This window comes from Chromobacterium sp. FG22 (genome assembly GCF_057809415.1).
In genome coordinates, this window is the sequence record NZ_JBMDJX010000007.1 from 166,464 (window position 1) to 192,822 (window position 26,359).

The 26,359-nt window shown below is 64.9% G+C and carries 21 protein-coding genes; 12 read left to right on the forward strand and 9 right to left on the reverse strand.

Annotated features, from left to right (window positions below):
• Nucleotides 1-6 precede the first annotated feature (6 nt).
• Nucleotides 7-894, reverse strand: coding sequence for a phytanoyl-CoA dioxygenase family protein (locus ACODSD_RS09570; RefSeq protein ID WP_235084918.1), 888 nt, complete (start codon nt 892-894; stop codon nt 7-9).
• Nucleotides 895-1,134: 240 nt separating this feature from the next.
• On the opposite strand from ACODSD_RS09570, the gene ACODSD_RS09575 reads away from it, so the two are divergent.
• A complete protein-coding gene (locus tag ACODSD_RS09575) occupies nt 1,135-2,745 on the forward strand; it encodes an FMN-binding glutamate synthase family protein (protein ID WP_488877253.1) in 1,611 nt (536 codons plus the stop codon).
• Between the two features lie 30 nt (nt 2,746-2,775).
• Here ACODSD_RS09575 and ACODSD_RS09580 read toward each other — a convergent pair whose 3' ends face one another.
• Nucleotides 2,776-3,705, reverse strand: a complete 930-nt coding sequence (locus tag ACODSD_RS09580; protein WP_488877254.1) for a LysR family transcriptional regulator — start codon at nt 3,703-3,705, stop codon at nt 2,776-2,778.
• A gap of 80 nt (nt 3,706-3,785) precedes the next feature.
• Between ACODSD_RS09580 and ACODSD_RS09585 the strand changes: the two genes are divergently transcribed.
• From ACODSD_RS09585 to ACODSD_RS09595, 3 genes are read left to right on the forward strand one after another with little or no spacing between them, the layout of a single operon-like run.
• Nucleotides 3,786-5,273, forward strand: coding sequence for an efflux transporter outer membrane subunit (locus ACODSD_RS09585; protein ID WP_488877255.1), 1,488 nt, complete (start codon nt 3,786-3,788; stop codon nt 5,271-5,273).
• Nucleotides 5,270-6,844 carry an MFS transporter gene (locus tag ACODSD_RS09590; RefSeq protein WP_488877256.1) on the forward strand — a complete coding sequence of 525 codons (1,575 nt, stop codon included), beginning with the start codon at nt 5,270-5,272 and terminating at the stop codon, nt 6,842-6,844. Before ACODSD_RS09585 ends, ACODSD_RS09590 begins: the two co-directional genes overlap by 4 nt.
• A 3-nt stretch (nt 6,845-6,847) precedes the next feature.
• Nucleotides 6,848-7,894 carry an HlyD family secretion protein gene (locus ACODSD_RS09595; RefSeq protein WP_488877257.1) on the forward strand — a complete coding sequence of 349 codons (1,047 nt, stop codon included), beginning with the start codon at nt 6,848-6,850 and terminating at the stop codon, nt 7,892-7,894.
• A gap of 9 nt (nt 7,895-7,903) precedes the next feature.
• Here the strand turns inward: ACODSD_RS09595 and ACODSD_RS09600 are convergent, their stop codons facing one another.
• The 5 genes from ACODSD_RS09600 to ACODSD_RS09620 form a co-directional block, all read right to left on the reverse strand.
• Complete coding sequence (locus ACODSD_RS09600; protein WP_488877258.1) at nt 7,904-8,311, reverse strand: hypothetical protein; 408 nt, start codon at nt 8,309-8,311, stop codon at nt 7,904-7,906.
• 57 nt (nt 8,312-8,368) lie between these two features.
• Nucleotides 8,369-8,794, reverse strand: a complete 426-nt coding sequence (locus ACODSD_RS09605; protein WP_048413534.1) for a DciA family protein — start codon at nt 8,792-8,794, stop codon at nt 8,369-8,371.
• Between the two features lie 83 nt (nt 8,795-8,877).
• Nucleotides 8,878-10,191 (reverse strand): ABC transporter ATP-binding protein, encoded by a 1,314-nt coding sequence (locus ACODSD_RS09610; protein WP_253313501.1) that lies wholly within the window; start codon nt 10,189-10,191, stop codon nt 8,878-8,880.
• 10 nt (nt 10,192-10,201) lie between these two features.
• Nucleotides 10,202-11,941 (reverse strand): ABC transporter permease, encoded by a 1,740-nt coding sequence (locus ACODSD_RS09615; protein ID WP_488877259.1) that lies wholly within the window; start codon nt 11,939-11,941, stop codon nt 10,202-10,204.
• Between the two features lie 357 nt (nt 11,942-12,298).
• Nucleotides 12,299-14,338: an alkaline phosphatase D family protein gene (locus tag ACODSD_RS09620; RefSeq protein ID WP_488877260.1), complete on the reverse strand. Its 2,040-nt coding sequence runs from the start codon at nt 14,336-14,338 to the stop codon at nt 12,299-12,301.
• Nucleotides 14,339-14,774: 436 nt separating this feature from the next.
• Here ACODSD_RS09620 and secA point away from each other — a divergent pair, with 436 nt between their 5' ends.
• Both secA and ACODSD_RS09630 read left to right on the forward strand, forming a co-directional pair.
• Entirely contained in the window at nt 14,775-17,486 is a 2,712-nt protein-coding gene (secA, locus tag ACODSD_RS09625) for a preprotein translocase subunit SecA (protein WP_227106503.1), read from the forward strand.
• A gap of 247 nt (nt 17,487-17,733) precedes the next feature.
• Nucleotides 17,734-18,258: a DUF2087 domain-containing protein gene (locus ACODSD_RS09630; protein WP_227106504.1), complete on the forward strand. Its 525-nt coding sequence runs from the start codon at nt 17,734-17,736 to the stop codon at nt 18,256-18,258.
• A gap of 45 nt (nt 18,259-18,303) precedes the next feature.
• Here ACODSD_RS09630 and ACODSD_RS09635 read toward each other — a convergent pair whose 3' ends face one another.
• The gene (locus ACODSD_RS09635; protein WP_488877261.1) at nt 18,304-18,780 is read right to left on the reverse strand and encodes a TlpA family protein disulfide reductase; all 477 of its coding nucleotides are present in this window, start codon (nt 18,778-18,780) and stop codon (nt 18,304-18,306) included.
• A 122-nt stretch (nt 18,781-18,902) separates the two neighbouring features.
• Between ACODSD_RS09635 and ACODSD_RS09640 the strand changes: the two genes are divergently transcribed.
• The 6 genes from ACODSD_RS09640 to ACODSD_RS09665 all read left to right on the forward strand — a co-directional run bounded on the left by ACODSD_RS09640 (nt 18,903) and on the right by ACODSD_RS09665 (nt 23,795).
• Complete coding sequence (locus ACODSD_RS09640) at nt 18,903-19,847, forward strand: carbohydrate kinase family protein (protein WP_488877262.1); 945 nt, start codon at nt 18,903-18,905, stop codon at nt 19,845-19,847.
• Between the two features lie 139 nt (nt 19,848-19,986).
• The gene (gene gshA, locus ACODSD_RS09645; RefSeq protein WP_107797861.1) at nt 19,987-21,276 is read left to right on the forward strand and encodes a glutamate--cysteine ligase; all 1,290 of its coding nucleotides are present in this window, start codon (nt 19,987-19,989) and stop codon (nt 21,274-21,276) included.
• Complete coding sequence (locus ACODSD_RS09650) at nt 21,273-21,893, forward strand: hypothetical protein (RefSeq protein WP_488877263.1); 621 nt, start codon at nt 21,273-21,275, stop codon at nt 21,891-21,893. The genes gshA and ACODSD_RS09650 overlap by 4 nt, the downstream gene beginning before the upstream one ends.
• Before the next feature lie 2 nt (nt 21,894-21,895).
• Nucleotides 21,896-22,855, forward strand: a complete 960-nt coding sequence (gene gshB, locus ACODSD_RS09655; RefSeq protein ID WP_488877264.1) for a glutathione synthase — start codon at nt 21,896-21,898, stop codon at nt 22,853-22,855.
• A gap of 143 nt (nt 22,856-22,998) precedes the next feature.
• Nucleotides 22,999-23,370, forward strand: coding sequence for a diacylglycerol kinase (locus tag ACODSD_RS09660; protein ID WP_043635597.1), 372 nt, complete (start codon nt 22,999-23,001; stop codon nt 23,368-23,370).
• 44 nt (nt 23,371-23,414) lie between these two features.
• On the forward strand, nt 23,415-23,795 hold the full coding sequence (locus ACODSD_RS09665) for a DUF1622 domain-containing protein (protein WP_488877265.1): 381 nt from the start codon (nt 23,415-23,417) through the stop codon (nt 23,793-23,795).
• A gap of 90 nt (nt 23,796-23,885) precedes the next feature.
• Here ACODSD_RS09665 and topA read toward each other — a convergent pair whose 3' ends face one another.
• Nucleotides 23,886-26,186, reverse strand: coding sequence for a type I DNA topoisomerase (topA, locus tag ACODSD_RS09670; protein ID WP_488877266.1), 2,301 nt, complete (start codon nt 26,184-26,186; stop codon nt 23,886-23,888).
• Between the last annotated feature and the right edge of the window lie 173 nt (nt 26,187-26,359).

Sequence of the window (26,359 nt, forward strand, 5' to 3'; positions counted from 1 at the left end):
CGGCGTTTAGTCGGCGCGCAGCGCGGCGGCGCGCGCTTCCGCCAGCGGCTGGCGAATTTCCTCCGGCAGGAATTCGCGGAACAGCGTGTCCGCCGGCGGCTGATCGCGCAGCAGCTCTATCGGGTCGCGGCCGTCTATGCTGCCGAGATTGGGCGCGTGAACGAAGTAGCCCAGCAGCCGTTGCAGCCGCGGCGGCAGCGTGCGGGCCAGTTCGCGGGAAACGGCGAGATATTGGTTTTCCGCCTGGCGCAGCCAGCCCAGGTTGTAGCTGATGACCACGCCGGTGCGCGCTTGGTCGCTGTGGTTGGCGCCGCCGCAGTGGGTCAGCGAGCCCAGGTAGATCAGCACCGAGCCGGCGGGCATGGCGGCGCTGATGACTTCTTCCGGACGGGCTTCTCGCGGCTCGGGCCAGCGGTGGCTGCCGGGCACGACGCAGGTGGCGCCGTTCTGTTCGGTGAAGTCGTCCAGCGCGTACATGCAGTTGATCATTTTTTCCGATCCGGGCGCGGTGCCGGGGAACATCAGATCGTCGCTGTGCAGGAATTGGCGCGGTTCGCCGGGGCCGATGCTGATGGCCTGGGTAAGGTTGAGCTGGTATTCGCGGCAGCCGCGCAGCAGGAAGGCGTCCATCACTTGCAGGATCAGCGGATGGGCGGCGAGTTCTCGGGTGACGGGCACGCGTTCGATCAGACCGCTGATCCTGCGCGTGGCGTAGCCGTAGAAATCGCCCTGACAGGGGGCGGAGCGGTCCAGCAACGGTTGCAGCTGGGCGCGGAACTGGGCCAGGCTTTCCGGGGTCAACAGCTGTTCTATCACGATGCCGCCGTCTTGTTCTAACGCGGCGATCAGGGTTTCCGGCGCGGTGTCCGGGCGGAAGCGTTGCAGGCTGGGCATGTGGTGGATTCCATCGTTTTATCTAAATGAACCGGCGGCCGGGCCGCGGCGGTGTGAATGTCGAGCGATGTTATCTTCCGGATAGTCGTCGTGTTTGTGGAGCCGGCCTTTAGATCAGGTGGCGGACTATCTATGTAGTGAATGTATTTATTAATGTGAATGAGCGCTTGCCGCGGCTTGTGCGCGGCGGAGCGTCACCTTACCCTGGGCCTTCTCCGCCACCTAAGTTTTGGAGTCCACATGAGTGTGTCTTTGTTGAGCCGTTACGCTTTCTTCTCCTGTTGCCTGTTGTTCACCTTGTTCAGCCTGCCTTTCGTCCATTACGAGTGGTTGTGGCCGTTCACGCTGGCGGCGGCCGCGCTGACGCTGCTGGGGGTGTTCGATCTGCTGCAAACCCGTCACGCGGTGCGGCGTAATTACCCGATCCTGGGCAATATCCGTTACCTGGTGGAAAGCATCCGTCCGGAAATCCGCCAGTATTTGCTGGAGTCCGACCGCGAGCAGCTGCCGTTTTCGCGCGCGCAGCGCTCCCTGGTGTACGCGCGGGCCAAGAACGAGGGCGCGGACAAGCCGTTCGGCACCTTGATCGATGTGTACCAGCCGGGCTTCGAGTTCATCAGCCATTCGATGCGGCCGGCGCCGCTGAGCGATCCGGCCGGTTTCCGCGTGGAGATCGGTGGCCCGCAGTGCGCGCAGCCGTATTCGGCGTCTCTGTTCAATGTGTCGGCAATGAGTTTCGGCGCGCTCAGCGCCAACGCCATCCGCGCCTTGAACCAGGGCGCGCAACGCGGCGACTTCTATCACGACACCGGCGAGGGCAGCATCAGCCCTTACCACTTGGAACATGGCGGCGCGCTGGTGTGGGAGCTGGGCAGCGGCTATTTCGGCTGCCGCGACGCGGCCGGCGGTTTCGACGCGGAGCGCTTCGCCGAGCAGGCGCGCAATCCGCAGGTGAAAATGATTGAGATCAAGCTGAGTCAGGGTGCCAAGCCCGGCCACGGCGGCATTCTGCCCAAGCACAAGGTGACGCCGGAAATCGCCGCCACCCGCGGCGTGCCGCTGGGGCAGGATTGCGTGTCGCCGTCGCGCCACAGCGCGTTTTCCACGCCGATCGAACTGATGCGCTTCATCGCCCGGCTGCGCGAGCTGTCCGGCGGCAAGCCGGTGGGCTTCAAGTTCTGCCTGGGCCACCCGTGGGAGTTCATGGGCATCGCCAAGGCGATGCTGGAAACGGGGGTTCTGCCGGATTTCATCGTGGTGGACGGCAAGGAGGGCGGCACCGGCGCGGCGCCGCTGGAGTTCACCGACCACATCGGCGTGCCGCTGCGCGAGGGCCTGCTGTTTGTCCACAATGTGCTGGTGGGGCTGAATCTGCGCGACAAGATCAAGATAGGCGCCAGCGGCAAGCTGGTCAGCGCCTTCGACATCGCCAGCGTGCTGGCCATAGGCGCGGACTGGGCCAATTCCGCGCGCGGCTTCATGTTCGCCATCGGCTGCATCCAGAGCCAGAGCTGCCACACCAACCGTTGTCCCACCGGGGTGGCGACGCAGGACGCGCTGCGCCAGCGCGCGCTGGTGGTGCCGGACAAGGCGGACCGGGTGTTTCATTTCCACCGCAACACCATGAAGGCGCTGGCGGAGATGCTGGCCTCGGCCGGGCTGGAACATCCGTCACAGCTGCGGCCGCACCACTTGGTGCGCCGCGTCAGCGATACCGAGATCCGCCTGTTTTCGCAGCTGCACGTCTTTTTGCAGCCGGGCGAGCTGCTGGAGCCGGAGATCAAGGCGGCCTTTTACGGCCGCATGTGGCAGATGGCGCGGGCGGACAGCTTCGAGGCCCAGGGAGCTTGAGCGCGTGGCGGCCAGCCTTGGCCGCCACGCTCAGCGACAGCAGTCGCTGATCAGTTCCCGAAGCCAGATCAGCGCCGGGTCGTCGTCGGTGCGTTGGTGCCAGACGATGGAATAGCCATAGTCCTCGCGCGGCATGGGTAGTTCGAACTCTTGCAAATCGTATAGCGCCAGCAAATCGGCGAAATGCCGGGTGAAGCGCGAGGGCACCGCCATCAGCAGATCGGTGTCCCGCATCGCCGCCAGATTGCCGATGAAGCTGGGAGTGTGCATCAGGATGTCGCGTTTGCGTCCCTGCCGCGCCAGTGCGATGTCGATCAGATTGTTCTCGGTTTTCAGAAAGTCCACTTCGATGTGCGGGAAGCGCAGATAGTCCGCCAGGCCGATATCGGCGGCCTTGGCCAAAGGGTGCCGGGCATGGGCCACGCCGACGAAGTGCTCGCGAAACAGTTCCATGCAGCGGAACGGCGCCGCCGGCGGCGGCGCCAGCCCCCAGAAGGTCAGATCCAGTTCCCCGTTTTCCAATTGGTTCAGCAGCTGCGACGTGGGGCCGCTTAGCGTCAGCCGCACCTGCGGCGCTTGGCTGCGCAACCGGCGCACCACTTGCGGAAGCACCGTCGCCATCGTGTAGTCGCTGATGGACAGGCGAAACAGGCGCGGGTTATTGGCCGGCTCGAAGCGCGGCGCCGCCAGTATCTGCTCAATCCTCATCAAGACCTCGCCCACCGGAGCCACCAGCGCTTCCGCTCGCGGCGTCAGTACGAAGCCGCCGCGGCCTCGGATGAACAAGGGGTCGTCCAGCAATTGCCGCAGGCGGGTGAGCGCATGGCTCACCGCCGGCTGGCTGAGCGCCAGCTTCTGCGCCGCCAGCGTGACCGATCGCGTTTCCGCCAGGGTGGCGAACAAGACCAGCAAGTTCAAATCCCGGCGAATCAAATGCATGAAATGAATGGAACGGTTCATAAAGATGCATTTTACGCATTTATTTAACTAATGCAGTATGTGGCGGCATCTGCGACTGGATTGGTGAACGAGGAGGCGATATGAGTGTGCGCAAGCTGCCGCCGTTATGCGGGGGCAAGATCAGCGGGGCTTGGGGGCGCGGGGCGGCGGCGGGGCTGGCCATGGCGCTGAGCGCTTGCGCGGCGGGGCCGGACTTCCAGCGTCCGGCGCTCGAGACGCCGTTGGCGCGTTTGGAGACGCCGGACGGACCGGCGCTGGCCAGCCGGGTGGAGGAACAGGCGCTGGAGGCCGAGTGGTGGTCGCTATTCAACGACGCCGGCTTGAACGCGCTGCTGCTGCGCGCGCAGAACGGCAATCTGGAGCTGCGCATCGCCGCGTCCCGCATCGAGCAAAGCCGCGCCCAGCTGGGCCTGGCCCGCGCCGCCGGCTTGCCGCGGCTGGGCGTCGGCGGCAGTTATGCGCGCGAAGCCTTGAGCGGTAATGGGCCGATGGCCAGGCTGGGCGCGCGCGATACGGCCCACGATCTTTGGCAGGCCGGTTTTGACGCCAGCTGGGAGCTGGATTTGTGGGGACGCAATCAGCGCCGCCGCGAGGCCGCCGCCGCCGGCGCGCTGGCCGCCGTTTACCAGCGCGAGGCGGTGAGGGTGAGCCTGGCGGCCGATATCGCGCGCAGCTATTTATTGCTGCGCGGGGTGCAGGCGCAGCTGCGAATCGCCGAACAACATCGCCAATTGGCGGAGCAACTGGAACGGCTGACGCAGCGGCGCGCCGCCGCCGGCGCCGCCACGCAGGCGGAAACGGCGTCGGCCGGCGCCGAGCTGGCGACGGTGCAGGCGGGCATTCCACGGCTGCGGCAGCAGCAGGCCGCCTTGACGAATGCGCTGGCCCTGCTGCTGGGCGAGCCGCCGCGAGCCTTGAACGCCGAGCTGGCCGCCGGCCCCGAGTTGCCGGCCCTGCCGCGCCGGATCGCCGTCGGCCTGCCGTCGGAATTGGCGCGCCGCCGGCCCGACATCTTGCAGGCGGAGGCGCAGTTGCACGCGGCGACGGCGGCGATAGGCGTGGCGCAGGCGGATTTTTATCCACGGATACGGTTGAGTGGCAGCCTGGGCTTGCAGGCTTTCGAGGCCGAGGATTTCGGCAATTGGTCTTCGCGCAACTTCGCGGTCGGGCCGTCCTTGTATCTACCGATTTTTGAGGGCGGCCGCTTGCGGCGCATGCTGGAACTGAGCCAGGCGCAGCAGCAGCAAGCCGCCATTCAATACCAGCAGACGGTGTTGCGCGCCTGGCACGAGGTGGACAACGCCTTGTACGGCTATGCCAGCGAGCAGTGGCGGCAGCAGCGCGTGGAGCAGGCCTTCCGACTGCAGCGGCAGGCCCATGCGGCGGCGGCGCGCCGTTATCAGCAGGGCGCCAGCGATTATCTCGGCGTGTTGATCGCGCAGCAGAAACTCTTTGCCCGCCAGCGCGAGCTGAGCGACAGCCGAACCGCCATGGCGCTGGCCATGGTCAGCCTGTACAAGACACTGGGCGGCGGTTGGAACGCCGGCGCAGCGGGAGTTGAGCGATGACGGCTCCGGCTGCGGCGGCCGCGTCGCCGGCATTTGGTCCGCGTCTGGCCGCTGGCTTGGGCGGGGTGCTGTTGGCCGCGATGATGGCCGGCCTGGGCACCCGGGTGGGCGGTCTGGCGCTGGCCGATATGCGCGGCGCTTTGGGCTGGGGGGCGGACGAGGGCGCCTGGCTGCAAACCGTCTATCTGGCCGGCGAATTGGTGGCGATGCCCTTCTCCTGCTGGCTGGCGATCACCTTTTCGCTGCGGCGTTTCCATCTGGGCGTTGTGCTGGTGTTTGCCCTGCTGGCCCTGCTCATGCCCTGGGTGCGTGATTTTTCCAGCCTGCTGTTCTTGCGCGCGGCACAGGGTTTGGCCGGCGGCCTGCTGATTCCGGTGCTGATGATGGCGGCGCTGCGTTTTCTGCCGCCGCCCATCCGTCTGCACGGCCTGGCGCTCTACGCCCTGACCGCCACTTTTGCGCCCAACCTGGGGGTGTGGCTCTATGGGCAGTGGGGCGATGTGGCGGTGGATTGGCGCTGGATGTATTGGCAGAGCCTGTTGCTGGCCCCGCTGGCTTTATTGCTGGCGGCTTGGGGGCTGCCGCAGGATCCGCCGCAGCTGGGGCGCTTGCGCCAGGCCAACTGGTTCGGCCTGGTCTGCGCCGGCATAGGCCTGAGCATGCTGGCCATCGGCCTGGACCGCGGCGCGCGCTTGGACTGGTGGCGTTCCGATCTGATCATCCTGATGCTGGGCGGCGGCGCGGCGCTGGTGGCGGTGTTCTTGCTCAGTGAATACTTCCATCCGGCGCCGTTTCTGAAGCCGCAGTTGTTGGGGCGGCGCAATCTGGCGATAGGTTTTTCCGCCTTTGTGCTGCTGCTGATGGTGATGTTGTCCGGCTCCTTGTTGCCGGCGATCCACCTGGAGCGGATCTGGGGATACCGCAGCCTGCAAAGCGCGCCCATCGGCCTGATCATCGCGCTGCCGCAGCTGGTGTTGGGTTCGGCGGTGGCCTGGCTGCTGTATCGCCGCTGGGTGGACGCCCGCCACGTGTTTGCCGGCGGCCTGGCCTTGATCGGTCTTGCCTGCCTGCTGGGCACCCGGATCACCGTCGATTGGACCTGGCCGTATTTCCTGTTGATGCAAGGGCTGCACGCGTTCGGGCAGCCGATGGCGGTGGTGGCGATGCTGTTCTTGTGCACCAGCGTGGTGTCGCCGCCGGAAGGCCAGTACGTCGCCGGCACCGTCAATACCATTCGCGCTTTCGGCTCCTTGTTCGGCGGCGCGGCGCTCGGCCATTTCCTGAGCTTGCGCGAACGCTGGCACAGCGAGCACCTGGCCGACGCCGCCGGGCGGAACGCGGCCGCGCTGGCGCCCGATAGCTTGCCGGGCGGGCTGGAGGGCTTGGCCGGCGCGTTGCAGCAGCAGGCCTGGGTGCTGGCCGCCGCTGACGGTTACCGCCTGCTGGCCGCGCTTTCCTTCTTGTTGATCATTCCGGTGCTGTGCCTGCAACGCGTGCCGGCGCCCGGCGCGTCGCCGCCCGCCGCTGTTGCGGCGGGACCGCGTGCAGCCCATCCCATACTCAAGGACTGAATCATGAGGCTTGCTACAACCGTGAAATTCATCGGCGCGGCCGCGCTGTGCGCCGTCGCCGGCATGGCGCTGTATCTGTTCAACCGTCACGAGAGCTACGCCGCGCGGCAAGTCACCGACAACGCGTCCATCCAGGCGGATTTCACCCTGGTGGCGCCGCGGGTGGCGGGCCAACTGGCCGAACTGCGGGTCAAGGACCATCAGCAGGTCAAGGCGGGGGAGGTGCTGGCGGTGATAGACGACCGCGATTGGCGGGTGGCGGCGCAAAGCGCCGAGGCCAATGTCGCGGCGGCGCAAGCGGCGCTTGCCGGTTTGCAGGCGCAACTGCGGCGCCAGGCCGCCTTGATACAGCAAGCGGCGGCGGCGGTGAGCGCCGATGAGGCGGCCATCCGTCTGGCTCAGGCCAATTGGCGGCGTTATCGCGATCTGGCCGGCGACGGCGCCGGCTCGCAGCAGGAGGCGCAGCAGGCGGAGGCGCAGTTGCGCATTCACCAGGCGGCGCGCGAACGCGATGTCGCCGCGCAGTCGGCGGCGCGGCTGCAAGTGGATATTCTGCGGGCGGATCTGGCCAAGGCCCAGGCCACGCTGGCGCAAACCGAGGCGGCGCTGGCCGGCGCGCGTCTCAATCTGTCGCACACTCGCATCGTCGCGCCCATCTCGGGCACGGTGGGGCGGCGCACGGCGCGGGTGGGCGGCTATGTGACGGCGGGCAGCCCCTTGCTGGCGCTGGTGCCGCTGGAGGCGCTCTATGTCACCGCCAATTACCGCGAGACCCAACTGGCCAGGCTGCGGCCGGGGCAGCCGGTGGACATCATGGTGGACACCTTGCCGGGGGTGGCGTTGAAGGGCCGGGTAGCCAGTCTGGCGCCGGCCAGCGGCCTGAGCTTTGCGCCGGTGGCGCCGCAGAACGCCACCGGCAATTTCACCAAGGTGGTGCAGCGCCTGCCGGTGCGTATTGAGCTGGAGCCGGGTCAGCCGGCGCTGCGGCAATTGCGCGTCGGCATGTCGGTGCGGACTACGGTGGACACCGGCGCGGCGGAAACATCCTGAGGCCAGCGCTTATTCCACGCTGCGCGGGGCGGCGCCGCTTTCTTCGTCGTCCGCGTCCTTGGGCGGCGGCACGATGCGCCATTGGCCGTCCTGGCGGCTGAAGCGCATCCGTTGTTCGCGCTCCACCGGCTTGCCGGTGAGCTTGCGGGCCTGATAACTGACTTCGCAGTCCAGCGTGGCGTTTTCCTCGTCGTTCTGGCAGTCGTTCACCGCGGTGACGCGCAGGTCTTTGAGCGTGGACTCCACCATGGAGCGCATCAGCAGGGTGTGGGTGGATTCCGGCTTGGAATCGAATGAGGCGAGCGCCTGGGCCTTGAAAGCGGCTTCCGCCTCGGCCGGCGTCGGCTGTTCCGTCGGCGCGGCCTGGGCGAAGCCGGCGGCGAGACCGGCGATCAATATGATGATGTGTTGTTTCATGCCGCGACTTTAAGCCGGTTTGGCCGGCGGCGGCAAGCTGGGCGGCGGTCCCGGTCTTTACTTGCGGTGGTGGGCGATCAGCTTGGCCAGCGCGGCGCTGACCAGCGGATTGCTGACGCTGGCGGCGGCTTCTTCCATGCCGTCCAACGCGTTCTGGCTGATTTTCAGCTTTTTTTCACGCGGCTTGCGCGCCAGGCGGACATCCACCTTGACCCGGGTCTTGCCGGCGATGAAACCTTGCTTGGCCAGTTGCGGCAACAGGCCGGGGGCCAGCATGCGCAAGCGGGCGGCGATGATGCCGGTGTCGGTGTAAATCACCAGCTCGTCGTCGCGGATGCGCACGGCGCGGCAGCTGCCGACCAAGAGCGGCGGCAGCAGTTTCTGAAAGGCGCGGTCCAGCTTCATCAGCTCTTTGGCCTCGGCGGTGAGCCGGGTCAGGGTGCTGTCTTTGCTGGCGATGTCGTTGAATTGGCGTCCGAACATGGCGGGCAGTCTAGTGAAAACAGTTCATTGTAGCCGCTGAGGGGGGCGCTTGGGGAGCCTTGGGCCGGTGGCGCCCCCAAGTCTTACTGTCCGCCTTCCACATCCTCCAGACTGAAGGTTTCGCTGTGGTCGTTGTAGGAGAAGATTTCCGCGTAGCGCCCCCAGCTGATCACGGTGTCCAGCGTCTCTTCGGCGGTTTCGTCGGACAGCGAGTCTTCCAGCTCCTGGGCGAAGCGCAGCCGCGGCGCGCGCTGGCCCGGGCGTTCCTGCAGCACTTTGCGGATGTGGGCGGCCATGGGCACGTGGCGCAGCAGGTGTTCGGCGAACTGCACTTTGCGTTCCTGGGTGCCGTAGTCGGCGAACAGCTTGCCGGCGGCGGTGAGCAGGATGTCGCCGTCTTTCAGTTCGGCGAAGCCCAGATGCTCCAGGATTTCCGCTACCGGGAACAACTCATCCACTTCCAGCCGCAGCTTTTCCGCGATTTCCGGCATGTCGGCCTTGCCGTGGTAGGGCGCTTGCGCCACTTCCTCGATCAGGCCGGCCATCAGGTTGGTGGAGACCTCGCTCAGCTGGCTGCCGATTTCCAGCGGCAGCTTGTGCAGGGTGTGAGCGCTGCGGCGCGCGGTCATCAGCGCGTAGATGTCGTCCACCATTTTGCGGAAGGCCGGGTCCAGCCGGTTGCGGCGGTGCGGGAAGGGCACCTTGATTTCCGCCACCACGCGGCCGGGGTTGGACGACAGCACCAGGATGCGGTCGCACATGAACACGGCTTCTTCGATGTTGTGGGTGACGATGAGCACGGACTGGATGGGCAACTGGCCTTCGCTCCACAGATCCAGCATATCGGTGCGCAGCGTTTCGGCGGTGAGCACGTCCAGCGCGGAGAAGGGCTCGTCCATCAAGAGCAGGGTGGGGTTGACCACCAGGCCGCGGGCGAAGCCGACGCGCTGGCGCATGCCGCCGGACAGTTCGCGCGGGTAGGCGTTTTCAAAGCCGTCCAGGCCGATCAGGTCGATGGCGGCCAGCGCGCGGCGGCGGCGTTCCTTGGCTTCCACGCCCAGCGCTTCCAGGCCGGCCTCCACGTTTTGCAGCACGGTCAGCCAGGGGAAGAGCGCGAAGGTCTGGAACACCATGGCCACGCCTTCGGCCGGGCCGGTCAAGGGCTTGTCGTGGTAGCGGACGTCGCCGCTGCTGGGCTTGATCAGGCCGGCGATGATGCGCAGCAAGGTGGATTTGCCGGAGCCGGAACGGCCCAGCAGGCCGACGATTTCGCCTTCGCGCAGCGTCAGGTTGACGTCGTCCAGCACCTGGATTTCGTCATTGCCCTTGTTGAAGCCGCGGCAAACGTTTTTCAGCTGGAAGATTTCCCGTCCCGGGGTGGTGGTGTCTAGTGTCATGGTTGCCCCCTTAGCTGAGACGGAGTTTGTTTTCGGCGATGGCGTACAGCGGACGCCATAGCAGGCGGTTGAACAGAACGACGAAGATGGACATCACGGCGATGCCGAGCAGGATCTTGGGGTAGTCGCCGGCGGCGGTGGTCTGGGCGATATAGGCGCCCAGGCCGTGGGCGGCCAGTTTGTCGTCGCCCCAGGACACGTATTCGGACACGATGCTGGCGTTCCAGGCTCCGCCCGACGCCGTTATCGCGCCGGTGACGTAGTAGGGGAAGATGCCGGGCAGCATCACTTGCCGCCACCATTGCCAGCCGCGGATGCGGAAATTGGCCGCGGCTTCGCGAAAATCGTTGGGGAAGGCGCTGGCGCCGGCCACCACGTTGAACAGGATGTACCACTGGGTGCCCAGCACGATCAGCGGCGACAGCCAGATGTCCGGATTGAGCTTGAAGTGGACGATGAAGACCACGAACACCGGGAACAGCAGATTGGCCGGGAAGGCGGCGAGGAACTGGGCCAGCGGCTGGATTTTTTCCGCCAGCGCCGGGCGCAGGCCGATGTGCACGCCCAGCGGCACCCAGATCAGCGAGGCCAGCAGGATCAGCAAGGTGACCCGCAGCAGGGTGATCAGGCCCAGGCCCAGCACGCGCAGCACTTCGGCCGGGCCCACTTCGGTATGGATGAAGGTCAGCAGCTTCCAGCTGGCCAGCAGGCCCAGCGCCGCCACCAGCAGCCACCAGACCACGTCGATGCCGCGCGACACCGGCGTTTGCGCCTCCGAATGCAGGCCTTGCGGCAGGCTGTAGTTGAGGCGCAGCCGGGCGGTTTTGCGCAGCAGTTTGCCAAAGGGCTTGAGCAGCAGCTGGATGGCGCGGGTGCGCTGGATCAGCTTGAGCACCCAGGATTCCGGCGCGGATTGGCTGGAGGTGTCTTCCAGGCGGAATTTGTCGGCCCAGGCCACCATGGGGCGGAACAGGAACTGGTCGTAGACGACGATGACCACGGTCATGGTCAGGATTACCCAGCCCACCGCGGCCAGATCCTTGTGCTGGATGGCCATGGCCAGATAGGAGCCGACGCCGGGCAGGGTGACGGTCTTGTCGCCCACGGTGATGGCTTCCGAAGCCACCACGAAGAACCAGCCGCCGGACATGCTCATCATCATGTTCCAGATCATGCCGGGCATGGAGAACGGCACTTCCAGCTTCCAGAACTTCTGCCACGGCGTCAGCCGCAGATTGAGCGAGACTTCTTCCAGATCGCGCGGCACGGTGCGCAGCGATTGGTAGAAGCTGAAGGTCATGTTCCAGGCCTGGCTGGTGAAGATGGCGAAGATGGCGGCGAACTCCGCGCCCAGCACCCGGCCGGGGAACAGCGCCAGGAAGAAGGTGACGGTGAAGGAGATGTAGCCCAGCACCGGCACCGATTGCAGGATGTCCAGCATGGGCACCAGCAGCAGGCCGGCGCGGCGGCTCTTGGCCGCCAGCGTGCCGTAAACCAGGGTGAAGACCAGCGCGGCGGCCATGGCGGCCAGCATGCGCAGCGTGGTGCGCAGCGCGTATTCCGGCAGATTGGCCGGGTCCAGCGTGATGGGAACGGTTTGCAGCGCGGTCAGCGGCGCCCAGGTTTCACGGATGCCGGTGGTGGCCATCAGCAGGAAGCCGAGCAGGAGCGGAAACGCGATCAGGTCCCAGCGGTTGGGAATCAGCCGCTTGGCCGTGGCGGGCATGAAATGGCGGACAACGGCTGTCATCGGGCCTCTCCGGTTTATCGCCGCCGACGCCGGCGGTGTGTAGTCTGTTTTGTCCGGGCGGAGTTGCGGCGGAAAGCCGGCCCGACGATCTGGGGTTGCGGCGCGACGCGCGGCCGGGATCGGCCCGCCTGCCTTCACAGCATAGGCCAGCATCAGGGACGGCGGGCTGTCGCGGAGGCTGGTTTGTGGCGGGAAAATGCGCGTGGCGTAGGCGCTGGATACTAGCAGAGTTGCGTGGACGGGAATGTTACCGGCGCCGCAGATTTGTTGGGCTTTTGTGACGGATTGTACTGTTTGAAACTGAGTGGCGTTTCGCCACCCGCTCCCGGCGTTCCGAGCGGGCGGCGGCGCCAATGCTTACAAGACGTTGACGGCGGGGCTGCCGGCCGCCACTTCCACGGTTTTGACGCTGGCGGTGGCCGGGTTGGGCGCCGCGCCGCCGTTCAGCGCGCCCACCTTGTGGAAGGCGCAGCTGAGTTTGGCCGGCGTCAGCGTGACCAAGGCGTAACCCTGGGCGTCGCTGTCCACGTATTTGAGCCAGCTGTTGAAGCTTTGCAGGGTGTTGGTGAAGGTGTTGACCACCTGGCCGCTGACCGTGGTGTAGATCAGCGGTTTGGCCTTGGAGAAGGCCGGCACGGTGTCCACCACGTTTTTGAAATAGCTGAACAGCGAGTTGCTGGACACGCCGGCGGTGACCAGGTCCACCATCACCGGTGCGGGGCTGGCGGCGTCGTAGTCGTCCATCACCGGGCTGGCGAAGAAGGCGTGGATGTCGCCGGTGAGCGCCACCACATTGGCGACGCCCTGGGCTTTCAGATAGGCCATCAGCGCTTTGCGTTCGGCGTTGTAGCCGTCCCATTGATCGGCGTTGAGGATGAATTTATCGAAGAACATCGACGGCGGCAGGCTGGCGTCCAGGCCGGGCTTGATGGCGGCGTTGAACACGCCGGCGGAGATCGCGCCGCCGCTGAGGGTGTTCAACAGCGGCTGGGTGTTGGCGTAGCTGACCACGGGGGTGGAGCCGCTGGTGTTGGCGGCGGCCAGGTCCAGATAGAGCGCGCCTTGCAGCTGGGCGATCTGCGGCTGGGTCAGCGTCAGGCCCATGCCGGCCAACTGCGGCGCCAGGCCCTGGGTCAGCAGCGAGGCCACCGCGACGGTGCCGTCGAAACCCATGCGCAGCAGCGAGACTTCATTGCCCCATAGTTTCCAGGTGGTGGAGGCGGACTTCATCTGGTTCTGCCACCAGGCGCGCTGGGTTTCGCCCAGGATGGAGACATTGAGCAGATTGCCGCCGGTGGAGGCCATCTTGCTGGCCTCCACCTGAGCCAGGGTGTTTTTCTGCACGAAGTAGCGGCTGCCGATTTCGCCGCCGGCCTGGGTCTCCGGGATGATGTGGTCGCTGCGGTACAGGCGCTCGTCGGTCATCACCAGGGTGGCCAGGTCGCCGAAGGTGAAGCTGCGGTAGATCTGGATGTTCTGGAACGAGGGGTTGTTCAAGTCCAGCCGTACGTCGGCCGGCATGTTTTCGAACCAGGCCTGGCTGGCGCTGCGGCGGCGCGCGGTTTGCGGCGAGCTGTCGTCGGTGGCGGTGTATTCCTGGCGGTCCTGCCAGCAGTCGTCGGAAAACTCGTGGTCGTCCCAGATCGCAATCATCGGGAAGCTGGCGTGCAGCTTTTGCAGGCGAGCGTCGTTGCGGTAGGACTTGTACAGCGCGCGATAGTCCGCCAGCGTGGTGGCGTAGCGGGCGCCGTCGGCGCGCAGGGTGCCGTTGGGCAGGCTCAGCGCCGGGTGGCGGGTTTCGTTGCCGCCGCTCTGGAAGCCGGCGCCGACGGTTTCGTAGATGTAGTCGCCCAGGTGGACGATGAAGTCCAGGTCCTGATTGGCCAATTCCTCGAAAGCGCCCCAGTGGTTGACGCTCCAGTCCTGACAGGAAATGAAGGCGAACTTGAGCTGGGACAGCGGCGCGCCGGCGGCCGGCGCGGTCTTGGTGCGGCCGGTCATGCTGACCGCCGGGCCGGTGAGGAAGCGGTAGTAGTAGGTGGCGGCGCTGCCAAGGCCGGTGACCTTGTGGCGTATGGTGTAGTCCCAGTCAGGCTGGGCGCTGAGCGCCACGTTCACCAGCAGGGTGGAGAAGTCCGCGCGGTCGGACAATTGCAGCGTGACTTTGACGTTCTGGCCGCCGTCGCCGCCGTCGACACGGGTCCACAACACGATGCTGTCCGGCTTGGGGTCGCCGGAGGCCACGCCCTGGCTAAAGCCGCTGCCGTTGACGCCGATCGCGGCGCCGGAACCCCCGGGCAGGCTGCCCGCGCCCCCGCCGCCGCATGCGCTCAAGCCGCCGGCGGCGACGGAGGCGGTCAAGAAGCCGCTCCACTTCAGAAACTGTCTGCGATCCATCGATGTCTCCCCTCTATTGTCCTGCGTGCTTGTGTCTGAATCGGGCCGTGGGCGGCCCTTGTCGGAAAGGCGCTATTGTTTGAGGGGATTATTAAAGTGGCATGACAGCGGGTGTCAATTTAATTGAGTGTTTGCTCGAATTAGTCCGGAAAACGTGGGTTAAAACCAACACTTGTTTGAGTTTGATCCGCTTCCGCCCGCCAGCGCCGCGCCGGGGCGGCGCGCTTTGGGACGCGGCCGCGCCGCGGCGGGCGGTTTTCGCGCGCGCATCCGGCGGCGGCCGGGCGCGGAGGAAAATAAAGGCCGCGCGCAGCGCCTGCCCCCTTGATACAGCGCAAGCGCGCCCCCATAAAATAAGACTGCTAATGTGCTACACTTTCAGGCATTTTTGCGGACACCTTACCTAAACAGCCCGCTGGTCTCTGGATTCGATTACATGATTTCTTCTTTGCTTAAAAAAGTATTCGGCAGCCGCAATGACCGGCTTCTGAAGCAATTCCACCAGACGGTGGTGCGCATCAATGCTCTGGAAGAGGGCTTGAAAGCGTTGTCCGATGAGGCTTTGGCGGCCAAAACCGATGAGTTCAAGCAACGTCTGGCCAAGGGCGAGACGGTGGACGGCCTGTTGCCGGAAGCCTTCGCGGTGTGCCGCGAAGCCTCGCGCCGGGTACTGGGCATGCGCCATTTCGACGTGCAGCTGATCGGCGGCATGGTGTTGCACTACGGCAAGATCGCCGAGATGCGCACCGGCGAGGGCAAGACCCTGGTGGCCACGCTGCCGTCCTATCTGAACGCGCTGACCGGCGACGGCGTGCACGTCGTCACCGTCAACGACTACCTGGCCAGCCGCGACGCCGGCATCATGGCCAAGCTGTACAACTTCCTCGGCCTTTCCGTGGGCGTCAACCTGTCCCAGATGCCGCACGACGAGAAGCAGAGCGCCTACGCCTGCGACATCACCTACGGCACCAACAACGAATTCGGCTTCGACTATCTGCGCGACAATATGGTGTTCAGCGTGGAAGAGAAGGTGCAGCGCAAGCTGGCCTACGCGGTGATCGACGAGGTGGACTCCATCCTGATCGACGAAGCGCGCACCCCGCTGATCATCTCCGGCCCGGCCGACGACAATATCGACATGTACCAGCGCATGAACGCGGTGCCGCCGATGCTGAAGCGCCAGGAAACCGAAGAGGGCGAGGGCGATTACTGGGTGGACGAGAAAGCCAACTCGGTGATGATGTCCGAAGCGGGCCACGAGCACAGCGAAGAAATCCTGACCCGTCTGGGCCTGCTGAAGGAAGGCGACAGCCTGTATTCCGCCACCAACATCACGCTGATGCACCATCTGATGGCCGCCTTGCGCGCCCACTCGCTGTTCCACAAGGACCAGCACTATGTGGTGCAGGACGGCGAAGTGGTGATCGTGGACGAATTCACCGGCCGCCTGATGTCCGGCCGCCGCTGGTCCGAAGGCCTGCACCAGGCGGTGGAAGCCAAGGAAGGCGTGGAGATCAACCGCGAGAACCAGACGCTGGCCTCGATCACCTTCCAGAACTACTTCCGTCTGTACGGCAAGCTGGCCGGCATGACCGGCACCGCCGACACCGAAGCTTACGAATTCCAGAGCATTTACGGCCTGGAAACCGTGGTGATCCCGACCAACCGGCCCATGGTCCGCAAGGACGCGCAGGACAAGGTCTACCGCTCCGCCAAGGAGAAGTACGACGCCATCCTGGCCGACATCAAGGACTGCCACGAGCGCGGCCAGCCGGTGCTGGTGGGTACCACCAGCATTGAAAACTCCGAACTGATCGCCAATCTGCTGCAAAAGGCCAAGCTGCCGCACAATGTGCTGAACGCCAAGGAACACGCGCGCGAAGCCGACATCGTGGTGCAGGCCGGCAGCCCTGGCGTGATCACCGTGGCCACCAATATGGCCGGCCGCGGCACCGACATCGTGCTGGGCGGCAATCCGGAGCCGGAGATCAAGGGCGTCGAATCCGACGACAGCTTGTCCGCCGAGGAGAAGCGCGCGCGCATCGAGAAGATCCGCGCCGATTGGCAAGTGGTGCACGATCAGGTGCTGGCCGCCGGCGGCCTGCACATCGTGGGCACCGAGCGCCATGAATCGCGCCGTATCGACAACCAGCTGCGCGGCCGTTCCGGCCGTCAGGGCGACCCGGGCTCCTCCCGTTTCTACCTGTGTCTGGAAGACCCGCTGCTGCGCATCTTCGCTTCCGACCGCGTCGCCGCGATCATGGACCGCCTGAAAATGCCGGAAGGCGAGGCGATCGAGCACCCGTGGGTGTCCCGCTCCATCGAGAACGCCCAGCGCAAGGTGGAAGGCCGCAACTTCGACATCCGCAAGCAATTGCTGGAATACGACGACGTCGCCAACGACCAGCGCAAGGTGATCTACCAGCAGCGCAATGAAATCCTGGTGGAAAGCGATGTGTCCGACGTGGTGGTCAATATGCGCGAAGGCGTGTTGTCCGACCTGGTGGACCTGCACCTGCCGCCGGAATCCATGGAAGAACAGTGGGATCTGCCGGGCCTGGAGAAAACGCTGGAAGCCGAATTCCTGCTGCCGATCAAGGTCAGTGAATGGCTGAAGGCCGAGCCGGCGCTGGACATCGAAAGCATCCGCGAACGCATCATCGAGCAAGCCGCCGAGACCTATCAGGCCAAGGTGGAGCTGGCCGGCGACGGCGTGATGCGCCAGTTCGAGCGCAGCCTGGTGCTGCAGATGCTGGACAATCACTGGCGCGAACATCTGGCGGCGATGGATCACCTGCGCCAGGGCATCCACCTGCGCGGTTACGCGCAGAAGAACCCTAAGCAGGAATACAAGCGCGAAGCCTTCGAGCTGTTCGCCGACATGCTGGAGCGCATCAAGCGCAGTGTGGTCAATGTGCTGATGACGGTGCAGATCCGCAGCCAGGAAGACGTGGACGCAGTGGAGCCGCATCAGGTGGGCGAGTACGAAATGCAGCACGCCGCGCCGGGTTCGGCGCTGGGCGAGGACGAGGACAATCCGCTGTCCCCGGACGCGCTGGCGGCGCAGGGCCTGCGCATCGGCCGCAACGACGCCTGCCCATGCGGCAGCGGCAAGAAGTACAAGCAGTGCCACGGCCGCCTGGAGTGATCCGGTAGCCGCAGGGCCAAAAGCCGACGCGCGAGCGTCGGCTTTTTTCATGCCCGCGCGCTTTGCAAGCGGACGGCGCGGTGTTAGCATCGTCGCGGGTCAACAGTTCACCCAGGCGTCGCCGGTGCCCTCACCACGCTAAACCTGTCTTGGCTAGATTCATCCCGCTTGGCTCGAACCCGTGCCAGGCCGTAACGGCGACCGCGGCAGTCCCTCCCGACCTTGGCACGACGACAGGATTCGAACCATGTCTCGTACGCTTTATCCCTTTTATTGCAGCGACATCTCCGCGCTGGCGCGTTCGCTCAAACAGCAATGGGCGCAGGAAAGCGCTCCGCCCAGCCATGTGCACATCCTCAATATGCTGGCGCGTTCCGCCGGCTTCCAGAACTTCCAGCACTGGCGGGCGGAATGCGAACGTCCGGCGCCGCCGGCCGGCCTGTCCGCGGCGACGACGCGGCTGTTGCGTCATTACGACGCCGAGGGCCGCTTGACGCGCTGGCCTAAGAAATTCAGCGAACAGCGCGTCTGCCTGTGGGTCTTGTGGGCCAGCCTGCCGGGCGGGGAGCAGTGGTCCGAGCCGGAGGCGAACGCCTTGATCCGCGCCGAAGAAGCCTTTGGCGACCATGTGTTGCTGCGGCGCGAGCTGGTGGAGCAGGGCTTGCTGGGGCGGACGCCGGATTGCCGGCGTTATTGGCATGTGGCGCAGGCCTTGCCGGCGGAGGCCGAGGCCTTGGCGGCGGAAGTGAGCCGGCGCAGAGCCGGCCGCTGAGGAGGCTTGGGCGGCGGCCGGCGTCAATGGCCGTCGCCGAGCGGTTTACAACTGGGCTTTGATCGCCGCTTCCAGTTTTTTCTCGTCCAAGAGGCCGGTGAGCTTGGCGGCGATCTTGCCCTTGCGGTCCAGGATCAGGGTGTAAGGCAGGCCGCCGGTGGCGTTGCCCAGGCTGCGCATCAGGTTCAGCGTGTCGCTGTCGCCCAGCAGGATGGGATAACTTATCTTCAGCTGGCCGACGAAGGCGCTGACTTCTTCCTTATTGTCCAGCGCCACGCCCACCACTTCCACGCCCTTGGGCGCCAGCTTGGCGCGCAGGCGGTTCAGCATCGGCATTTCCTCGCGGCAAGGCCCGCACCAGGTGGCCCAGAAATTCAGCACCGTGACCTTGCCCTTATAGGCGGCGATGGTGGCGTCGCCGCCTTGCAGCTTGGTGAAATGGGTTTGTTCCAGCGTGGGCGCGGCCATGGCGAAGAGCGGCAGCAGCGCGATCAGCGCGGGGGCGAGCAGTCGTTTCAGCATCTTGTTGAGCTTCCGGTAGGTGTTTGAAGTGTATTGGATATCCGACAAGGTCAAAGTTCTCGACGTGAACCAAACAAATGTTTCATGTTAAAATGGTCGATTGACCTTTTTGCGGAGTGGGCATGTCTATCCTCGTCTGCGGGGCCCTCGCATACGATACCCTGTTCTCGTTTCATGGCCGTTTTGACAGCCAGATCCTGCCGGATCAGCTGCACAAAATTTCCACGACCTTCCTGGCCCCGACCATGCGCCGCGAATTCGGCGGCATGGCCGGCAATATCGCCTACAGCCTGTGTCTGTTGGGCGAAACCCCCATCGTCATGGGCGTGGTGGGTGAGGATTTCGAGCCGTATCGCCAACATCTGAAACGCGCCGGCGTGGACGACCGCTTCATTCGCTTGATCCGCAAGCAGTATACCTCGCAGTGCTTCGGCATCGCCGACAAGGATGGCAATCAATTGATGGCCTTCCATCCCGGCGCCATGGATTTTGCCACCGAAAACCACATATCGGATATTCCGGGGCCGATCGAGCTGGCGATTCTGTCGCCCGGCGGCTACAGCGCCTTCCTGCAGCATTCCAAGGAATTGGCCGCGGCCGGCATTCCCTTCATCTTCGATCCGGGCCAGGAGCTGCCGCTGCTGTCGCGCGACGAGATCCACGAGATCGTCGAACTGGCCAGCTATGTGGCCATCAACGACTACGAGAGCGAGCTGATGCGCGAACGCGCCGGCCTGTCGGTGGAGGACTTGCGCAAAAAGGTGGACGCGCTGATCGTCACCCGCGGCTCCAAGGGCGCGGAGATTTACGTCGGCGACACCGTGCACCTGATCCCGCGCGTGCAAATGCCGATCAAGCCGGTGGACCCGATGGGCTGCGGCGACGCTTTCCGCGCCGGCCTGCTCTACGGCATCAGCCGCGGCCTGGACTGGAAGATCACCGGCCGTCTGGCCAATGTGATCGGCGCGATCAAGGTCACCACGCCGGGCTGCCAGAATCACTTCTTCGACTGGGACTCGCTGAAGGACTTGTATCAGCAGGCTTACGGCGAACCCTGGCCGTTGTGACGATGCGGCCCGCGGGCCAAACCGACAAGGACGCGCAAGCGTCCTTTGCTTTTTGACGGTCCCAACACAACAAGTCTTGAATTCATCCCGCGCCACCCCCACCATTAGCGAATTCAATTCGAAAACCCAAGGGGATTCCATGCCGCCCGTTCCGCATCTGGCAACCGCACTGACCGGCCCGCTTTACGAACTGGAAAGCCGCATCCTGACTGCCCAGCCTCAGATCGAACACTGGTTCCGCAGTCAGTGGCATAACCACGCGGCGCCGTTCTACGGCTCGGTGGACCTGCGCAACAGCGGTTTCAAGCTGGCGCCGGTGGACATGAACCTGTTTCCCGGCGGCCACAACAACCTGAACCGCGACTTTCTGCCGCTGGCGGTCCACGCCGCGCAAAGCGCGGTGGAAAAAGTGTGTCCGGAAGCGCGCAGCGTGCTGCTGATACCGGAAAACCACACCCGCAACACCTTCTACCTGCAGAACATCGCCGCGCTGGTGCATATTTTCGAACAGGCCGGCCTCAAGGTGCGCCTGGGCTCGCTGAACCCGGAAATCACCGAGCCGACCGAGCTGCAATCGGCCAACGGCGACATCGTGCGCTTGGAGCCCATCGAACGCCGCGGCAACCGCCTGGTGCTGGCGGACGGCTTCAACCCCTGCGTGGTCCTGCTCAACAACGATTTGTCCGGCGGCATTCCCGACCTGCTCAAAGGCCTGGAGCAGAACCTGCTGCCGCCGCTGCACGCCGGCTGGGCGGTGCGCCGCAAGAGCAACCACTTCGCCGCCTACGACAAGGTGTGCGAGGACTTCGCGCGTTTGATCTCCATCGATCCCTGGACCATCAATCCCTATTTCGCCAGCTGTAGCGGCCTGGATTTCCACGCCCGCACCGGCGAGGAGCAATTGGCGGACGAGGTGTCGCGGATGCTGGACAAGATTCGCGTCAAATACCGCGAATACGGCATAGACAACGATCCCTTCGTCATCGTCAAGGCGGACGCCGGCACCTACGGCATGGGCGTGATGAGCGTGAAGAGCCCGGACGAGGTGCTGGGTCTCAACCGCAAGGCGCGCAACAAGATGTCGGTGGTCAAGGAAGGCCTGGAGGTGTCCGAGGTCATCGTGCAAGAGGGCGTGTACACCTTCGAAACGGTGGAGGACGCGGTGGCCGAGCCGGTGGTCTACATGATGGACCGCTATGTGACCGGCGGTTTCTACCGCGTGCACACCGGCCGCGGCATCGATGAAAACCTGAACGCGCCGGGCATGCACTTCGTGCCGCTGTCGTTCGAAACCGCCTGCCTGCCGGACAAGCAGGGCACGCCGGACTGCGCGCCCAACCGTTTCTACGCCTACGGCGTGATTTCGCGGCTGGCGCTGCTGGCCGCCTCGCTGGAGCTGGAAGCCACCGATCCGGACGCGGACGAATGAAAGCCTGGCTGAGCCTGGCGCTATTGGCGGCGACGGCCTCGGCGGCCGCCGACGAGGCCTTGACGCCGCAGGCGCTGGAGGAACTGGTGCAGTGCGCGTCGTTCGAGCGCTACCAGGCCTTGCAGCCGGCCTTGCTGGACGTGGTGTTCGACAAGGGGCCGGACTGGATACGCAAGAACGAGCAGGCCAGCACGCTGGGCGTTTACGCCTATGATCTGAAACGGCCGATCCGGGTGTTCGGCGCGGAGACGACGCGGCTGGCGCTGCACAAGGAGTTCGTGTCGGTGCCGCTGCCGTCCGCTTGGACAATGGCCGAAGCCGCGTCCCGGCTGCGGCTCAAACGCGCGCCGATCCGGGCGACGGAGCAGTATTACCGCTTCGTCGGCGCGGGAGGGCCGATGCTGTCCGTCTACGAGATGTCCGCCAATCCCTTGGCGGCGCTGCTGGGCGCGCCGCAGCAGGGCGAAGCGCTGCGCTACCTCGGCTGCTCCTATAATGGGGCCGACGAGCCCACTTTCCTTTCCGTCGCCGCACAGGCCGACGAGATGATGCAAACGGCGCGCAGCGGCATGGAACGCATGCTGCGCGACGCCGCCAAGCCAAGCGAGGACCGATAATCATGCGCATCCTGTTCATTGCCGATCCGCTGGATCACTTCAAGCTTTACAAGGACACCACCTTCGCGATGATGCAGGAGGCCGCCGCGCGCGGCCATGCCCTGAGCTTCGCCCAGGCCCATCAATTGTCGGTGGAGGGCGGCCGCGTGCTGGTGGACGCGCGCGACCTGAGCCTGACCGGCCAGTACGAGGGCGAGCATCCGGCCTGGTTCAAGCTGGGCGAAGTGCATCGCCAGCCCTTGCAGTCCTTCAGCGCCACCGTGATGCGCAAGGATCCGCCCTTCGACATGGAATACCTGTACGCCTCTCAGCTGTTCACGCTGGCGGAGGGGCAGGGGGCCAAGGTGTTCACCAGCGGCCAGGCGCTGCGCGATTTCAACGAGAAGCTGGCCATTTTGCAGTTCCCGGAGCTGACCGCGCCCACGCTGATCACCGGCGAGGCGCACCGCCTGCGCGCCTTCATCAACCAGCATCAGGACGTGATCCTGAAGCCGCTGGACAGCATGGGCGGCGACAGCATTTTCCGGCTGCGCCCGGACGACGCCAACCTGTCTGTGATCATTGAAACCATCACGCTGCGCGGTAAGCGCACGGTGATGGCGCAGCGCTACATTCCGGAGATCCGCGACGGCGACAAACGCATCCTGGTGATAGACGGCGAGCCGGTGGAGTGGTGCCTGGCGCGCATTCCGGCGGCGGGGGAGACCCGGGGCAATCTGGCCGCCGGCGGTCGCGGCGAGGCGCGGCCGCTGACCGAGCGCGATCGCGAAATCGCCAGGACGGTGGGACCGGAGCTGAAAAAGCGCGGCATCCTGCTGGCCGGGCTGGACGTGATCGGCAACTATCTGACCGAGGTCAACGTCACCAGCCCCACCTGCTTCCGCGAAATCATGGACCAGACCGAGATCAAGGTCGCCGGCCTGTACATCGACGCCTTGGAGCGGCGTTGCCAGCCGCACTGACACGGTTTGCGACGACTTTATAAACACGGCCGGCGGCAACGTCGGCCGTTTTGATTTTTATTGTCGTCATCTTGAGCTGGCATGCTGGAGCGCCGGCCGCCATCCGATGCCGTTTCCGACGACCCAACCGCATGGATCTAGCAATGAAAGAAAGCCCGTTCAAAGGCAAAACCGGGATCACCCGCCTGATCAACGCCTTCGGCTACTCGCTGGACGGCCTCAAGGCGGCGTTCCGGCATGAGGACGCCTTCCGCCAGCTGGTGCTGCTGGCGGCGGTGCTGATCCCGCTGGCCTTCGTCATTCATGCCCAGCCGCTGGAGCGCGCCTTGCTGGTGGCCAGCTCGCTGGCGACGCTGATCATCGAACTGCTGAACTCCGCGATCGAGGCGGCGGTGGATCACACCTCGCTGGAGCGGCATCCGCTGGCCAAGCGCGCCAAGGACATGGGCAGCGCCGCTCAATTGCTGGGCCTGATCAATCTGACCGCGGTGTGGTGTCTGGTGTTGTTTGCCTGAAGCGGGTAAGGTGACGGCTGCCTGAACCCAGAGGGAGCCGTCCGATGATGTCGCCAGTGGAATCCGGAGTCGAGGAGTGGGTGTTGAACATCGTGCTCTGGCTCAAGTTGGGCGTGGAAGCGCTGGGCGCGCTGGTGATAGGCGTCGGCATCCTGGCCCTGGGCGCCCGCTATGTTCGCCGCTGCCTCAGCGCCAACCATGACGATTACAACCAGGTGCGGCTCAGCTTCGCCCGCTTCCTGGCGCTGGCGCTGGAGTTGCAATTGGCGGCCGACATCCTGTCCACAGCGGTGGCGCCCAGTTGGGACCAGATCGGCAAGTTGGGCGCCATCGCGGTGCTGCGCACCGCGCTCAATTATTTTTTGGGCAGGGAAATTCGCGAAGCCGAGACGGCGCGCCGGCCCACAGAGCCGCCGGCCGCGTGATCCGGCGCTTGGCGCAAGCGTAAGCGAGGCCTCAATGAAAACAGCCCTGCCGCGGTGTCCCGCGCAGGGCTGTTGTCGTAAGCGGAGCCCTTAAGCCGGCTCGGCTTCCTTGCCTTCCGGCGGCGCGATCACCTCGCTGTAACCACACTCTTTCTGCGGGCAGACTTTCTCGGTGCCGCGGCGCTTGGTGGTCTTGATGGTCAGGATCGGCCAATTGCACTTCGGGCACGGTTCGGCCACCGGCGGGTTCCAGGTGGCGTACTTGCACTTGGGATAGGTGTTGCAGCTGTAGAACAGCTTGCCGTAGCGGCTCTTGCGCTCGATCAGCTGGCCGGCCTTGCATTCCGGGCATTCCACGCCGGTTTCGCGCGGCTTTTCCAGCGGCTCGATGTGCTTGCACTTCGGGTAGTTGGCGCAGCCGATGAACTTGCCGTAGCGGCCCTTCTTGATGTGCAGCTCGCCGCCGCACTCCGGGCAGCTGCGGCCTTCGATCACCGTCGGCGCTTCCGCCTCTTCCGCAGCCTGTTCGGCGGTTTCGCCCATATTGCGGGTGTAATCGCAGTCCGGATAACCGGTGCAGGCGATGAAGCGGCCGCGCTTGCCGAACTTGATGGACAAGGGCTTGCTGCATTTTGGACAGGCTTCGTCCAGGCTCTCGGTGGTGACCTCGGCGCGGGAGATGCTCTCCTTCTCCGCGATCTGCTTGGAGAAGTTCTTCCAGAAGCTGTCCATCACCGGCACCCATTCGCGCTGGCCGTTGGCCACTTCATCCAGCTGGTTTTCCAGCTTGGCGGTGAAGTTGTAGTCCACGTATTGCGCGAAGTGCTCGGTCAGGAATTTGTTGACGATGTCGCCGGTGTCGGTGGGCAGGAAGCGCTTCTTGTCCAGTACCACGTATTCGCGGTCTTTCAGCGTGGAGATGATGCTGGCGTAAGTGGACGGCCGGCCGATGCCGAATTCTTCCAGGGCCTTCACCAGCGAGGCTTCCGAATAACGTGGCGGCGGCTGGGTGAAGTGCTGGGTGCCGTAGAGCTTGTCCACCGGCAGGGTCTCGCCCTCGTCCAGCAGCGGCAGCTTGGCGTTGTCCTCGTCCTCGGCGTCGTCCACATCTTCTTCATACACGGCGAGGAAGCCGGCGAAGGTCTGCACCTGGCCGGTGGCGCGGAAAACGCCTTCGCCGACGGCGATGTCTATGCTGGTGGTGTCGAACTTGGCCGGCGCCATCTGGCAAGCCAGCGTCCGCTTCCAGACCATGTCGTAGAGCTTGAACTGATCCGAGGTCAGGAAGGGCTTGACCATGTCCGGGGTGCGCAGGATGGACGTGGGGCGGATCGCCTCGTGCGCTTCCTGGGCGTTCTTGGACTTGTTCTTGTAGGCCACCGGGTTCTTGGGCAGGTAGTCGCCGTCGAATTTCAGGCCGATATAGCCGCGGATCTCCTCCACCGCCTCGCCCGCCAGCGCCACCGAGTCGGTACGCATATAGGTGATCAGACCGACGGTGCCCTGGCCGATGTCTATGCCCTCGTACAGCTGTTGCGCGGTGCGCATGGTGCGGTCGGTGGTCATGCCCAGCTTGCGCACGGCTTCCTGCTGCAGCGTGGAGGTGGTGAACGGGGCGGCGGGGCTGCGAGATTTCTTTTTCTTCTCGATGCTGCTGACCACCGCCGGGTGGCCTTCCAGCCGCGTCAGTATGCTGGCCTGCTCGGCCTCGTTGGGGATGTCGAACTGTTCCAGCTTCTTGCCGGCCATCGAGGTCAGCTTGGCGCCGAACTTGGTGCGGCCCTTGTGGCTGTCCAGATGCACAGACCAGTATTCCTGCTCGACGAAGGCGCGGATTTCGTTCTCGCGCTCGCAGATCAGCCGCAGCGCGGGGCTTTGAACCCGGCCGGCGGACAGGCCGCGGCGGATCTTCTTCCACAGCAGCGGCGACAGGTTGAAGCCCACCAGGTAGTCCAGCGCGCGGCGGGTCTGCTGGGCGTCCACCAGGTTCTGCGCGATTTCGCGCGGGTTCTGGATCGCTTCCAGCACCGCGTTCTTGGTGATCTCGTGGAAGACCACGCGCTGGGCGGTCTTGTTCTTCAGCAGCTTCTTGCCGTTGAGGATCTGCACCAGATGCCAGGAAATGGCCTCGCCTTCGCGGTCCGGGTCAGTCGCCAGATAGATGTGTTCGGCGTCGCCCACCGCTTTGACGATGGCGTCGACGTGTTTGCTGTTGCGCGCGATCAGCTGGTATTTCATCGCGAACCCTTTTTCAGGGTCCACTGCGCCGTTCTTGGGCACCAGATCGCGCACATGGCCGTAGGAGGCCAGGACTTCAAAGTCAGGGCCTAGGTATTTCTTCAGCGTTTTCGCCTTGGAAGGCGATTCGACGATCAAGAGACTGGTGGGCATATTATCTTTTCTATGTGCAATCGCCGGCATGCCGGCCGATCCGTCCGGACCGGGCGTTTCTGCCGCGCGGCAGAAGGGCGCCAGGCCCGTGCGTGGGCTGCTGCGTTCCCGTCGACAAGGAGGATGAAGGCTTCACCCTGAAAATTTCGCGTCGACAGAAAATATATTCGTCA

What these genes read in the sequence shown, in the direction of transcription:
- ACODSD_RS09635 (WP_488877261.1), bottom strand. Translation starts at nt 18,780, where the DNA reads ATGCTGAAACGACTGCTCGCCCCCGCGCTGATCGCGCTGCTGCCGCTC.
- ACODSD_RS09600 (WP_488877258.1), bottom strand. Translation starts at nt 8,311, where the DNA reads ATGAAACAACACATCATCATATTGATCGCCGGTCTCGCCGCCGGCTTC.
- ACODSD_RS09610 (WP_253313501.1), bottom strand. Translation starts at nt 10,191, where the DNA reads ATGACACTAGACACCACCACCCCGGGACGGGAAATCTTCCAGCTGAAA.
- ACODSD_RS09595 (WP_488877257.1), top strand. Translation starts at nt 6,848, where the DNA reads ATGAGGCTTGCTACAACCGTGAAATTCATCGGCGCGGCCGCGCTGTGC.
- ACODSD_RS09650 (WP_488877263.1), top strand. Translation starts at nt 21,273, where the DNA reads ATGAAAGCCTGGCTGAGCCTGGCGCTATTGGCGGCGACGGCCTCGGCG.
- topA (WP_488877266.1), bottom strand. Translation starts at nt 26,186, where the DNA reads ATGCCCACCAGTCTCTTGATCGTCGAATCGCCTTCCAAGGCGAAAACG.
- ACODSD_RS09640 (WP_488877262.1), top strand. Translation starts at nt 18,903, where the DNA reads ATGTCTATCCTCGTCTGCGGGGCCCTCGCATACGATACCCTGTTCTCG.
- ACODSD_RS09605 (WP_048413534.1), bottom strand. Translation starts at nt 8,794, where the DNA reads ATGTTCGGACGCCAATTCAACGACATCGCCAGCAAAGACAGCACCCTG.
- ACODSD_RS09660 (WP_043635597.1), top strand. Translation starts at nt 22,999, where the DNA reads ATGAAAGAAAGCCCGTTCAAAGGCAAAACCGGGATCACCCGCCTGATC.
- ACODSD_RS09580 (WP_488877254.1), bottom strand. Translation starts at nt 3,705, where the DNA reads ATGAACCGTTCCATTCATTTCATGCATTTGATTCGCCGGGATTTGAAC.
- ACODSD_RS09665 (WP_488877265.1), top strand. Translation starts at nt 23,415, where the DNA reads ATGATGTCGCCAGTGGAATCCGGAGTCGAGGAGTGGGTGTTGAACATC.
- ACODSD_RS09615 (WP_488877259.1), bottom strand. Translation starts at nt 11,941, where the DNA reads ATGACAGCCGTTGTCCGCCATTTCATGCCCGCCACGGCCAAGCGGCTG.
- ACODSD_RS09570 (WP_235084918.1), bottom strand. Translation starts at nt 894, where the DNA reads ATGCCCAGCCTGCAACGCTTCCGCCCGGACACCGCGCCGGAAACCCTG.
- secA (WP_227106503.1), top strand. Translation starts at nt 14,775, where the DNA reads ATGATTTCTTCTTTGCTTAAAAAAGTATTCGGCAGCCGCAATGACCGG.
- ACODSD_RS09590 (WP_488877256.1), top strand. Translation starts at nt 5,270, where the DNA reads ATGACGGCTCCGGCTGCGGCGGCCGCGTCGCCGGCATTTGGTCCGCGT.
- ACODSD_RS09620 (WP_488877260.1), bottom strand. Translation starts at nt 14,338, where the DNA reads ATGGATCGCAGACAGTTTCTGAAGTGGAGCGGCTTCTTGACCGCCTCC.
- ACODSD_RS09585 (WP_488877255.1), top strand. Translation starts at nt 3,786, where the DNA reads ATGAGTGTGCGCAAGCTGCCGCCGTTATGCGGGGGCAAGATCAGCGGG.
- ACODSD_RS09575 (WP_488877253.1), top strand. Translation starts at nt 1,135, where the DNA reads ATGAGTGTGTCTTTGTTGAGCCGTTACGCTTTCTTCTCCTGTTGCCTG.
- ACODSD_RS09630 (WP_227106504.1), top strand. Translation starts at nt 17,734, where the DNA reads ATGTCTCGTACGCTTTATCCCTTTTATTGCAGCGACATCTCCGCGCTG.
- gshA (WP_107797861.1), top strand. Translation starts at nt 19,987, where the DNA reads ATGCCGCCCGTTCCGCATCTGGCAACCGCACTGACCGGCCCGCTTTAC.
- gshB (WP_488877264.1), top strand. Translation starts at nt 21,896, where the DNA reads ATGCGCATCCTGTTCATTGCCGATCCGCTGGATCACTTCAAGCTTTAC.